At 57.0% G+C, this 11,445-nt stretch carries 10 protein-coding genes and 1 pseudogene; 3 read left to right on the top strand and 8 right to left on the bottom strand.

Annotated features, from left to right (window positions below; all coding sequences use genetic code 11):
- Positions 1-76 precede the first annotated feature (76 nt).
- The gene (gene ctaD / locus AC05K6_RS09670) at positions 77-1,774 is read right to left on the bottom strand and encodes an aa3-type cytochrome oxidase subunit I (RefSeq protein WP_293791874.1); all 1,698 of its coding nucleotides are present in this window, start codon (positions 1,772-1,774) and stop codon (positions 77-79) included.
- Positions 1,775-2,036: 262 nt separating this feature from the next.
- Positions 2,037-3,032 carry a class 1b ribonucleoside-diphosphate reductase subunit beta gene (gene nrdF, locus AC05K6_RS09665; protein ID WP_034975901.1) on the bottom strand — a complete coding sequence of 332 codons (996 nt, stop codon included), beginning with the start codon at positions 3,030-3,032 and terminating at the stop codon, positions 2,037-2,039.
- Between the two features lie 342 nt (positions 3,033-3,374).
- Between nrdF and AC05K6_RS09660 the strand changes: the two genes are divergently transcribed.
- Positions 3,375-3,863: a ferritin gene (locus AC05K6_RS09660; protein WP_011273156.1), complete on the top strand. Its 489-nt coding sequence runs from the start codon at positions 3,375-3,377 to the stop codon at positions 3,861-3,863.
- 121 nt (positions 3,864-3,984) lie between these two features.
- On the opposite strand, the gene nrdE is transcribed toward AC05K6_RS09660, so the two are convergent.
- The 4 genes from nrdE to ykgO all read right to left on the bottom strand — a co-directional run bounded on the left by nrdE (position 3,985) and on the right by ykgO (position 7,639).
- Positions 3,985-6,147, bottom strand: coding sequence for a class 1b ribonucleoside-diphosphate reductase subunit alpha (gene nrdE / locus AC05K6_RS09655; RefSeq protein ID WP_476728422.1), 2,163 nt, complete (start codon positions 6,145-6,147; stop codon positions 3,985-3,987).
- A 139-nt stretch (positions 6,148-6,286) separates the two neighbouring features.
- Positions 6,287-6,730, bottom strand: a complete 444-nt coding sequence (gene nrdI / locus AC05K6_RS09650; RefSeq protein ID WP_034984600.1) for a class Ib ribonucleoside-diphosphate reductase assembly flavoprotein NrdI — start codon at positions 6,728-6,730, stop codon at positions 6,287-6,289.
- A gap of 89 nt (positions 6,731-6,819) precedes the next feature.
- Complete coding sequence (gene nrdH / locus AC05K6_RS09645; RefSeq protein WP_034984644.1) at positions 6,820-7,050, bottom strand: glutaredoxin-like protein NrdH; 231 nt, start codon at positions 7,048-7,050, stop codon at positions 6,820-6,822.
- Between the two features lie 466 nt (positions 7,051-7,516).
- On the bottom strand, positions 7,517-7,639 hold the full coding sequence (gene ykgO, locus AC05K6_RS09640; RefSeq protein WP_005511141.1) for a type B 50S ribosomal protein L36: 123 nt from the start codon (positions 7,637-7,639) through the stop codon (positions 7,517-7,519).
- Between the two features lie 161 nt (positions 7,640-7,800).
- Here ykgO and nadE point away from each other — a divergent pair, with 161 nt between their 5' ends.
- Entirely contained in the window at positions 7,801-8,721 is a 921-nt protein-coding gene (nadE, locus tag AC05K6_RS09635) for an ammonia-dependent NAD(+) synthetase (RefSeq protein WP_476728421.1), read from the top strand.
- On the opposite strand, the gene AC05K6_RS09630 is transcribed toward nadE, so the two are convergent.
- Both AC05K6_RS09630 and AC05K6_RS09625 read right to left on the bottom strand, forming a co-directional pair.
- On the bottom strand, positions 8,722-9,291 hold the full coding sequence (locus AC05K6_RS09630; RefSeq protein ID WP_476728420.1) for a vitamin K epoxide reductase family protein: 570 nt from the start codon (positions 9,289-9,291) through the stop codon (positions 8,722-8,724).
- Positions 9,292-9,672: 381 nt separating this feature from the next.
- Positions 9,673-10,901, bottom strand: a protein-coding gene (locus tag AC05K6_RS09625) for an IS3 family transposase (RefSeq protein WP_476728419.1) whose coding sequence is annotated in 2 segments (ribosomal slippage) — positions 9,673-10,628 and positions 10,628-10,901 — 1,230 coding nt in all. Because the reading frame shifts where the segments join, the coding sequence is not laid out codon by codon here.
- 47 nt (positions 10,902-10,948) lie between these two features.
- Here AC05K6_RS09625 and AC05K6_RS09620 point away from each other — a divergent pair.
- Positions 10,949-11,445: pseudogene (locus AC05K6_RS09620) on the top strand (IS256-like element IS3503 family transposase); the annotation flags it as partial.

Raw genomic sequence — 11,445 nt, 5'->3', positions numbered from 1 at the left:
ACCTGCTCGGCCGCCAGGGACCTAGCGACTGCGCTGGGCAGTCGCAGAGGTGAGGTGGCGTCACCAGACTGTGCATTTAGAAGTGGCGACCGACATGAGCCTCGTCGCGCATACGCTTGACCATGTGCGGGTGGTGCAGCTCGAACGCCGGACGCTCGGAGCGGATACGAGGCATGGAGGTGAAGTTGTGGCGCGGCGGCGGGCAGGAGGTTGCCCACTCCAGAGAGTTGCCGTAGCCCCACGGATCGTCCACGGTTACGACCTCGCCGTAGCGGTAGGACTTGAACACGTTCCACAGGAACGGGATCATCGAGATCGCCAGGATGCAGGCACCCACGGTGGAGACCTGGTTCAGGGTCGTGAAACCATCGGTCGGCAGGTAGTCAGCGTAACGACGCGGCATACCCATGTTGCCCAGCCAGTGCTGAATCAAGAACGTGGTGTGGAAGCCGATGGTGACCAGCCAGAAGTGGATCTTGCCCAGCTTCTCGTCCAGCATGCGCCCGGTCATCTTCGGGAACCAGAAGTAAACGCCTGCGAAGGAAGCGTAGGTCACGGTACCGAACAGGGTGTAGTGGAAGTGAGCGACCACGAAGTAGGAGTCCGAAACGTGGAAGTCCAGCGCCGGGGAGGCCAGCATAACACCGGTCAGACCACCGAACAGGAAGGTGGCGAAGAAGCCAATGGCGAAGACCATCGGGGTCTCGAAGGTCAGGCGACCCTTCCACATGGTGCCCAGCCAGTTGAAGAACTTCATACCGGTCGGCACACCGATCAGGAACGTCATGAAGGAGAAGAACGGCAGCAGCACGGCGCCGGTCACGAACATGTGGTGTGCCCACACAGCCATGGACAGTGCAGCAATCGACAGGGTTGCGAACACCAGGCCAACGTAGCCGAACATCGGCTTGCGGGAGAACACCGGGAAAACCTCAGACACGATACCGAAGAACGGCAGTGCCAGGACGTACACCTCAGGGTGACCGAAGAACCAGAAGAGGTGCTGCCACAGAATAGCGCCACCGTTGCCGGCGTCGTAGATGTGGCCACCCAGCTTGCGGTCGTAGAACACACCAAGTGCAGCTGCAGTCAGGAGCGGGAAGATCAGCAGAACCAGCAGAGAGGTAACGAAGATGTTCCAGGTGAAGATCGGCATGCGGAACATGGTCATACCCGGTGCGCGGAGGCACAGGATGGTGGTGATCATGTTCACGGCGGAGGCGATGGTACCGATACCACCGACGCCGACACCCAGGATCCACAGTTCAGAGCCCACACCCGGAGAGTGCGTAACGTCTGCCAGCGGCATGTACATCGTCCAACCGAAGTCTGCTGCACCACCCGGAGTCAGGAAGCCGAGCAGCATCACGACACCACCAGCGGTGGTCATCCAGAAGCCGAAGGCGTTCAGACGGGGGAAAGCCACGTCAGGGGCGCCGATCTGTAGCGGCATGATGTAGTTCGCGAAACCGAACACCATCGGAGAGCCGTACAGCAGCAGCATGATCGTGCCGTGCATCGTGAACAGCTGGTTGAACTGCTCGTTGGACAGGAATTGCTGACCCGGCTCGAAGAGCTCAATACGGATCAACAGGGCCATCAAGCCACCAATCATGAAGAAGGTGAAGGACATGATTAGGTACATGATGCCCAGGAGCTTGTGGTCGGTCGTGGTCAGCATCTTCCATGCGAGGTTGCCACGTGGCACCTCACCGAAAGGCGCAGGCCGAGCCGGGGAAACCTCATGGCTTTCCCTTGGCGCTACTGCGGTCATATTCTTCCTCCTGACTACGCGTGACCTGCCTTTATTCACCTGCAAGCTCTAGCTAACTCACAGGATCCTTCAGGCAAGCCACCCAAAAGAATGTTTCGTCTGCACCGTTCCCGCGTGGTCGATTTCGTCAATAACCGACCAGAACGGACACAGAATGTTTACATAGTATCCCGTTACTGCGATTTTCAATAGCCCGGGACGAGGCCAAAGCAGCAGAACCCACGTTTTCGGGGGTGCTGCCTCGCTGTTGAGAAGTCGCTGTTTAGAAGTCCCAATCGTCGTCGACCGTATTCTCGGCCTTACCTATTACATAAGAGGAACCAGAACCGGAGAAGAAGTCGTGGTTCTCGTCGCCACCCGGGTTCAGAGCCGAGAGGATCGCCGGAGACACACGAGTCTCGTCCGCCGGGAACAGCCCTTCGTAGCCCAGGTTGTTCAGCGCCTTGTTTGCGTTGTAGCGCAAGAAGCGCTTGACGTCCTCTGTCCAGCCGAGATCGTCATAAAGATCCTCGGTGTACTGTGCCTCGTTGTCGTACAACTCCAGCAGTAGGTCGAAGGTGTGCTCCTTCAACTCCTCCTGGCGCTCCGGGGTCTCCTTCTCCAGTGCGCGCTGGTACTTGTAGCCAATGTAGTAACCGTGCACAGACTCATCGCGGATGATCAGGCGGATAATGTCTGCGGTGTTGGTCAGCTTCGCATGCGAGGACCAGTACATCGGCAGGTAGAAACCGGAGTAGAAGAGGAAGCTCTCCAGCAGCACAGAGGCAATCTTCTTCTTCATCGGATCGTCGCCCTCATAGAAGTCGAGAATGATCTTTGCCTTGTTTTGCAGCTTCTCATTCTCTTCGGACCAACGGAAGGCGTCGTTAATCTCAGGCGTAGAGGCCAGCGTCATAAAGATAGAGGAATAAGACTTCGCGTGAACGCTCTCCATAAAGGAAATATTCGTAAAGACGGCTTCCTCGTGTGGAGTGGCAGCATCCTCGATCAGCTTTACTGCACCAACTGTGCCCTGAATCGTATCCAGCATGGTCAGGCCGGTGAACACACGCATGGTGGCCTGCTTCTCCATGTCATTTAGTGTGGACCAGCTGGGGACGTCGTTGGACAGTGGCACCTTTTCGGGCAGCCAGAAGTTGGCAGTGAGGCGATCCCACACCTCCAGGTCCTTGTCATCTGGGATGCTGTTCCAGTTGATGGCGGATACCGGATCGCCGTCGACGCGGTGTACGGGAGTGTGGGGTGCGTGCGCACTCATCGCTTACGTGTCTCCTTCTCACAGAACGTGCTGATTTTCTTGCTGTCCCTCAGCTTGTGCACTTCGCCCCATCGTACCCCGTTTCCGCGACGCGCCTACCCCTCGGCCACCACCCCCATTTTGGGGGGTCTTTCTTAATGACGCCCTCAGCGCGCGCTGGAGCCGATTTCAGCCCAGAGCTGGGGGCGTCACTACCTAAAGAGCACGTCAGGATTGGTTTACAGGGCAACCTAAGTAAAGACAGCCTCACCGACTATACAATAGGATCTGACCTGCATTGATAATATAAGGGTAGCCTGCGTTTGCTAGCCGATTGGATAAACCCTGAGTACGGTGAGCTGCATGGAAATCAACGAGAAGTTTCAGAAGCAATTGAACGAACAGGTCACCGCCGAGCACCAGGCTGCGCTGGTTTACACCCAGCTGGCTTATGAGCTGGACCGCCTCTCCTTCGACGGCATGAGCAGCTGGATGCAGGCACAGGCCGATGAGGAGCGCGAGCACGCTCAGAAGTTCGCACAGCACCTGCTGGACCGCGACGCGCGCGTGGACATCGAGACTGTTGAGATGCCTTCCCTGAAGATCTCCACCCCGCTGGATGCCTTCGAGGCTTCCCTCGAGCACGAGCGTAAGGTCTCCGCACTGATCCGCGATCTGGTGAAGACCGCCGACGAGGTTGGCGACATTGACTCCCGCAACCTGCTGAACTTCTTCCTGGAGGAGCAGATCGAGGAGGAAGCTACAGTAAGCAACATCATCGACCGCATCAAGCTGGTGGGCAACGATGGTTCCGGCCTGCTGCGCATCGACGCAGAGCTGGGCAACCGCTAGCAACCATTAACAAGGCCACTCAACGGCCAATAACAAAAGCCGACTGGGATTCCTCCCAGTCGGCTTTTTCATGCTCGGTGGAGGCCGCCCTCCACCTAGAGCAGGCCGCTCCCCTCCCCACTTAGAGCATGCAGCTCACGCAGCCCTCAACCTCGGTGCCGGTCAAGGCCGTCTGGCGGAGGCGAATGTAGTAGATCGTCTTGATCCCCTTGCGCCACGCATAGATCTGCGCACGGTTGATGTCGCGCGTGGTGGCGGTGTCCTTGAAGAACAGGGTCAGCGAAAGGCCCTGATCCACGTACTTCGTCGCGACTGCGTAAGTGTCGATGATCTTTTCGTAGCCGATCTCGTACGCGTCCTCGTAGTACTCCAGGTTGTCGTTCGTCATGTACGGAGCCGGGTAGTACACACGACCGATCTTGCCCTCCTTACGAATTTCGATCTTGGAGGCGATCGGGTGAATCGAGGACGTGGAGTTGTTGATGTAGGAGATGGAACCCGTCGGCGGAATAGCCTGCAGGTTGCGGTTGTATAGACCGTGAGCCTGCACATCGTCCTTCAGCTGTTGCCAGTCCTGCGCGGTTGGCACCTGGATGCTGGAGTTGCCGATGATTTGGCGGATACGCTCCGTCTTCGGTGCAAACTCCGCCGGATCGTAGCGGTCGAAGAACTCGCCGCTGGCATAATCGGAGTTTTCGAAGTTGTGGAACTTCTCGCCACGCTCCTGGGCGATCTTGTTGGATGCCTTCAGAGCTTCGTACATCACTGCTGCGAAGTACGCATTGGTGAAGTCCAGAGCTTCTTCTGAACCGTAGTGGATGTGCTCGCGCCCCAGGAAGCCATGCAGGTTCATCTGTCCCAGGCCAATGGCGTGGGAGTTGTCGTTACCCTGGCGAACCGAAGGAACCGAGTCGATGGAGGTTTGATCTGCCACTGCGGTCAGGCCGCGAATCGCGGTCTCGATGGTCTTAGAGAAGTCCGCAGAGTCCATGGCCTTCGCGATGTTCATGGAGCCCAGGTTGCAGGAGATGTCATCGCCGATGGTCTTGTACGTCAGATCAGCGTTGAACTCCGATGGGGTCGAAACCTGCAGGATTTCGGAGCACAGGTTGGAGTGCGTGATACGACCTTCGATCGGGTTGGCCTTGTTCACCGTGTCCTCAAACATGATGTACGGGTAGCCCGACTCGAACTGGATCTCCGCCAGCGTTTGGAAGAACGCGCGCGCATTGATCTTGGACTTACGGATGCGCGGATCCTCCACCATCTCCTCGTAGTGCTCGGTGATGGAGACATCGGCAAATGGCTTGCCGTAGACGCGTTCAACGTCGTACGGGCTGAACAGATACATGTCGTCATTGCGCTTGGCCAGCTCAAAGGTGATATCCGGGATGACCACTCCCAGAGAGAGCGTCTTAATACGGATCTTTTCATCCGCATTCTCGCGCTTGGTGTCCAGGAAGCGCAGGATATCCGGGTGGTGTGCGTGGAGATATACCGCGCCGGCACCCTGACGGGCACCCAGCTGGTTGGCGTAGCTAAAGGCATCTTCCAGCAGCTTCATCACGGGGATCACACCGGAGGATTGGTTCTCGATGTGCTTAATCGGCGCACCGGCCTCGCGCACATTCGACAGCAACAGTGCTACGCCACCGCCGCGCTTGGATAGTTGCAGCGCGGAGTTAATGGATCGGCCAATCGACTCCATGTTGTCCTCAATGCGCAGGAGGAAGCAGGACACCGGCTCCCCGCGCTGCTTCTTGCCAATGTTGAGGAAGGTGGGCGTTGCAGGCTGGAAGCGACCGTCCATGATCTCGTCGACGAGGTTCGACGCCAACCCGTTATCCCCTGCTGCTAGCCCCAGTGCGACCATGCATACGCGGTCTTCGAAACGTTCCAAGTAGCGGCGTCCGTCGAAGGTTTTCAGCGTATAGGAGGTGTAGTACTTGTACGCGCCCAGGAAGGACTGGAAGCGGAATTTCTTGGCATAAGCCTGCTTAAACAGGGACTTTACGAAACTGAACTCGTACTGATTCAACACCGCAGGATCGTAGTACTCGTTGTCCACGAGGTACTTGATCTTCTCTTCCAAGTCGTGGAAGTACACAGTGTTCTGATTCACGTGCTGCAGGAAGTACTGGTTAGCAGCCTCACGATCCTTGTCGAACTGGATCTCTCCCGCGTCGTTGTACAGGTTCAACATTGCGTTCAGAGCGTGATAATCCAGCTGCTCCCGCTGGTCAACGGGCTCCTGGACGGTCTTTCCAATATCGGTGCCAGTCATGTGTTTTGTGTTCTCCTCAAAAACTCGCGCTAAGAAAGTCTATTCGCGCCTATATATTCGTTTCGATTCTAATCAGTGCCCCGGACATGCGCGGGGCGGATGCGGAGCTCTTACTCCGCTGGGTTTTCAACCCGCTGTGTCAGCTTGCTAACTCCCAGCGTCCTTCGTTTCGCAAAGAAGTCTCGAACTCCGCTAAGCCTGCACGCACCCTTTGGACGTCCTCCTCGGTTCCCATCAGTTCAAAGCGATATAGATAGGGAACTTGGCACTTGGCGGAGATCACCTCCCCGGCCTTTCCGAAGTCAGCTCCGAAGTTGATGTTGCCGGAGGCGATCACGCCGCGCAGCCACTTACGGTTTTGCTCCACATTGAGGAACTTGATCACCTGTTTCGGCACTGGGCGCGAAAACTCTCCTGTCATCCCTGCTCCCCCGCCATACGTTGGCACTATCAGGACATGTGGTTGGTCGACCAGCAGGGGGGCGTCGCTACGCTTAAGTGGAATGCGACTAGAAGGTAGACCGAGCTTCCGTACAAAGCGGTGAGTGTTCTCTGTCGTGGAGGAAAAATACGTGATCAGCATTGAGCCTCATCCTAAACAGCAATGCACATAGTCAGTGGTGCGCTAAAAAGAGCCTCCACCGGAGATGGTGAAGACAATTGGCGCGCAGATTAGGCGGCCTCTGCGGTCAGGGTGCGAATGCGATCGGGGCGGAAGCCGGACCAGTGATCTTCGCCAGCAACAACCACAGGTGCCTGCAGGTGGCCCAGCGCCATGACGTAGTCGCGAGCTTCATCGTCGAGGCTGATGTCCACGAGTTCGTAATCAAGACCGGCCTTGTCGAGAGCCTTCTTGGTGGCGTTGCACTGAACACAGGCGGGCTTGGTGTAGACGGTGATCATGGTGGCTGTCATTCTCCTGAATACTTCAAAAATACTTCGGATTGTTCGGCCCGGCGACAATGATTTCTGTGGGCGCTATCGGTGTAGGTTTTCGTCAGTGTACGTCTGGCGGGGCTTATGTTCCGCGCCCCTCGTTGACTTGCTTAAGACTACACATCACAAGCGTGTAAGACAACCGCAAAAACACAACATTTTGGGTCGCAATTAATCACTGAACACTACATCTAGTAGTTACAAGTTGAGTATTCGCAGGTGGTAGATTTTCCCACCACTACATCTAGCCACATGAAAAACATGCATGTAATTTCAAAGCGTGGATTACACCAAACAGAGAAGCCATCTGTGAGCTGGCAAAAGCCCCTCAAGCCATGTCTTTGCCGCCCCCAAGCAATAAAAATCCCCCGCCTCACGCAACAGTGCGCGAGCACTGAAACGAAAAGACGGGGGAAGGTGGAACCCTCTGGCTTTAGCCCTGGCGAGCCTTGAAGCGAGGTTCCTTCTTGTTGATCACGTAGACCTTACCGCGGCGACGAACGACCTGAGCGCCCGGCTTGTTCTTCAGCGACCGAAGGGACTTGCGGACCTTCATCGGGCGCTCCTTTCCTCATCGACTTTCTTTACATCGCCAGGCAACGCAGGCTAAAAACCCGCTTATGCCGCCCGGCACAAACACAAACGATGAGTCTACCCACCGACTCACTCAAAACCAAATAGGTGCATAAGCTGACGGACGGTCTAGCATCGGAAGGCATGAGCCCTTCACCTGAAAAGTCCACCGGCATCCCCAGCCCCTCCCACACCGCGAATGCGCGCCCTCTGCACGCGCGCATTGTCGAAGAACTGGGGGTTCGCTCCACTATCGACCCGGCCGCTGAAGTGGAACGTCGTGTGCAGTTCATCGCCAACTATCTGCAGGCCACACGCACCCGAACCCTAGTGCTGGGCATCTCCGGCGGCCAGGACTCCACGCTCGCAGGCAAGCTATGCCAGTTAGCATGTGATCGCCTCAATGAACAGGCCGCCAAGGACCAAGCTGCCGATCAGCCATACCGTTTCTGCGCCGTGCGCCTGCCCTATGGAGTCCAGGCAGACGAGGACGACGCACAGATTGCGCTGGAGTTTATCGCACCGAGTATGGGCGTCACCGTCAACATTAAGGGTGCCACTGACGAAGCAGCGCGAGCAACGAGCGAGGCCCTCGGCATTTCGCACGTCAGCGACTTCAACAAGGGCAATATTAAGGCGCGCGAGCGCATGATCGCACAATATGCGCTCGCCGGGGAACTCGGCGGATTGGTTGTAGGCACAGATCATGCAGCAGAGGCAATCACGGGGTTCTACACCAAACACGGCGACGGTGCGGCAGACCTCACGCCACTGGCGGGACTCACGAAGCGACAGGGCGCAGCCCTACTGCAGCACCTCGGCGCCCCCGATAGCACCTGGCAGAAAGTCCCCACCGCCGACCTGGAAGAAGATCGTCCTGCCCTGCCCGACGAAGAGGCGCTAGGTGTGACGTACACGCAGCTTGACGATTACTTGGAAAGCACCAATGGTGCCGCAGACCTAGATCCGCAGGTCGCTAAGCACATCGAAGGCCTGTGGTTCCGGTCGCGTCACAAGCGGCATCTGCCGGTTGTTCCTCACGACAACTGGTGGCAGGCAGACTAGTTAGAACACGAACTGATCCAGAATCAGTGCGGTGAAGGCTAGGAACCAAGCCACAATTACCAGCAGTGGCATTCCCAGTGCGGAGTGAGGAACGCCCTCCCCCGCTTCACGACGCTGTTCGCGCAGGATGTGCACCAAGGTCATCACAAACATCGGCAGCGTCGCGGCCCACACCGCCATGCAATAAGGGCAAAGCGCGCCGATGGAGTAGATCGCAGCATAGGCCAGCCAGTGCACAAACACCACGCCCAGCGCCAACCCCGCCAGCGTGCAGTACCACATCCAGCGCGGGAGCTTCACGCCGACGATGAGTACCACGGCCAAGGTCATCATCACCGGAAAACCAATCAGACCGATAAAGGGGTTGGCGAACCCGAACGCAGATGCCTGATCCGAGGCCATCACGTCCGTACACGAGATCACCTCGTTGAAGGTGCAGGCTGGCTTGAAGTCGGGGTTCAGCGCCATCTGCAGCTTGTCGTGCATGATCAAGGCGGAGAAGATCAACCCGATCGTGGATAGCACCAGGAAGGTAATACCGAAGCGCTTCGTCGCTCCTAGACCGTTCATGAGTTTTCTCTCTGATTGTTTGTGACGCCCACACCTGTCTCGAACCGCATCGTTGCTATGAAGCGGTAGTTGAGACAGCCACAGCGGAGCCCTTTCACCTCGGTAAACTCCCTGAGCTGGGCGATTTCCATTGAGAACAGATTAGCACGCTGTGCGCGCTACGGGTTAAGTAAAGAAAAGTGTGTCCGCATGCCACCATAACCCCAGACCACACACCACAAATCACCAAAGAATAGCTCCCCGAAAGCTATTACCCACACCATCCCGCACCTCCGGCCACATTTGTGCTAACCGCACACCGGTTGGATTAAAGGATGACCACCAACCGCCCCAGCTGCCCACTATGCGGCAACAACTGAAGCGTCCTGGTTTTCGTTCCGCTTATTTAACGCCCAACGTTTGAGCGCCTGATCGTTGATAGTAGGCGTCCTCCATCTCCTGTGGAGTGATATATCCCAGGGATTGATGAAGTCGCTGGTTGTTCCACCAGTGCACCCAGCGAAGGGTAGCGATCTCGACTTCACCGACCGATGTCCACGGCCGGTGGGGATAAATCAGCTCTGTTTTGTAGAGCCCGTTGACCGTTTCAGCCAACGCGTTGTCATAGGAGTCGCCAACGGTGCCGACAGATGGATCGACACCCGCCAAGGCGAGCGCTTCACCGTAACGGATCGACACATATTGCGAGCCGCGGTCACTGTGGTGGACAAGCCCTTCTGAGCGAAGATCACCAGCGTGATACAGGGCGTGCTCAAAGGCCTCCAGCGGAAGTTCATCGGTACGCATGCTCGCCCGAGTCGCCACACCGACGATCTTCCTGGAGTACACATCGGTGATAAACGCGGTGTAGGCAAAACCAGACAAGGTGCGCACATAGGTGATGTCAGCGACCCACAACCGGTGCGGTGCGGGGGCAGTGAAGTCACGGTTGACCAGGTCAGGGCGGCCATCCGGCACGTTGGCCCGAAGCGTTGTCATCGGTGTGCGGCCACGCCTGCGGCCTTGAATGCCAGCTTGCTTCATCAAACGCGCGGTCTGATCACGACCGATGTTCCAGCCGGCGCGCTGCATAGCCTTCCACATCTTGCGGACCCCGTAGACGCTGAAGTTGTCCTCGTAGACCCTCACCAGTTCAGGAATGAGCAGCGCATCTGACAAACTCCTCGCCGATGGCGCTCGTGTTTTCGCTGCTCGGTAGCCACGAGAGGTGATGAACCCACATTCTGTCTCTTTCAATGTGCGACAGATAGCCTCGACCCCGAAGCGATCGCGATACGCATCGATGTATTCGATCATCTTCTGGTGGGACGGTCGAGTTCCGCCGCGAAAAAAGCTGACGCGGTTTTCAAGATCTCATTAGCCCTGCGTAGCTCCTTAATCTCTTTCCGGAGCCGCTTCAATTCGTCAGCCGTTGACTCGCCGGCGCCAATCTCAACATCGGACGAGGCCATATTCGGCTTCAACCAGTCGTTGAGCGTGTGCGCTGGAATGCCGAGCTTTTCACCGATCTCTACGGCTGCACCCCATTTCGAGTACCCTTCGAGCTCAACGAGGTCCTCAGCCAAACGCACTGCCTTGGCCTTGAACTCGTTACTGTACTTCCTTGGCATGATTCCAATCCTTCTCTAGAAATGATCGGAACTAAACCCAGGACACTTCAAACACAAAGAAAAACGGCACCACCAGCAAATCAACCACCCGTTGGCGCTGCACCCACTGCGGACACTCCTTTACCCGCAACACCCAAACCCACAACAAAAATACCGCCACCATGGCTTTGTTCATCCAATGGGCCACCGGCACCCAATCTCTAACCACCTTCGCCGCACACCATGGCGTAACCAGGCAAACCATGCACCACCGATTCCGATGGTGCTGGTGGATCATCCCCACACCCACCATCGACTCATTCCGCATCCATGACCAAATCTTCCTCGACGCGACCTATCTAAAGTCCGGATGCCTCCTGATCACAGCCAGTAAAACCCACGTCATCAACTGGACCTGGGCCAGACACGAAACCACCGCCGCCTACACCGAACTCCTACGCCCCATTGCCGCACCACTAATCGCAGTCACAGACGGCGGACAAGGTGCCCAATCAGCCATCCACCACTGCTGGCCAACAACACGCATCCAACGCTGCCTCGTCCA

The organism is Corynebacterium sp. TUM25020 (genome assembly GCF_056388495.1).
This window is presented reverse-complemented; position numbering and strand designations above follow the sequence as displayed.

What these genes read in the sequence shown, in the direction of transcription:
- ctaD (WP_293791874.1), bottom strand. Translation starts at nt 1,774, where the DNA reads ATGACCGCAGTAGCGCCAAGGGAAAGCCATGAGGTTTCCCCGGCTCGG.
- nrdF (WP_034975901.1), bottom strand. Translation starts at nt 3,032, where the DNA reads ATGAGTGCGCACGCACCCCACACTCCCGTACACCGCGTCGACGGCGAT.
- AC05K6_RS09660 (WP_011273156.1), top strand. Translation starts at nt 3,375, where the DNA reads ATGGAAATCAACGAGAAGTTTCAGAAGCAATTGAACGAACAGGTCACC.
- nrdE (WP_476728422.1), bottom strand. Translation starts at nt 6,147, where the DNA reads ATGACTGGCACCGATATTGGAAAGACCGTCCAGGAGCCCGTTGACCAG.
- nrdI (WP_034984600.1), bottom strand. Translation starts at nt 6,730, where the DNA reads ATGCTGATCACGTATTTTTCCTCCACGACAGAGAACACTCACCGCTTT.
- nrdH (WP_034984644.1), bottom strand. Translation starts at nt 7,050, where the DNA reads ATGATCACCGTCTACACCAAGCCCGCCTGTGTTCAGTGCAACGCCACC.
- ykgO (WP_005511141.1), bottom strand. Translation starts at nt 7,639, where the DNA reads ATGAAGGTCCGCAAGTCCCTTCGGTCGCTGAAGAACAAGCCGGGCGCT.
- nadE (WP_476728421.1), top strand. Translation starts at nt 7,801, where the DNA reads ATGAGCCCTTCACCTGAAAAGTCCACCGGCATCCCCAGCCCCTCCCAC.
- AC05K6_RS09630 (WP_476728420.1), bottom strand. Translation starts at nt 9,291, where the DNA reads ATGAACGGTCTAGGAGCGACGAAGCGCTTCGGTATTACCTTCCTGGTG.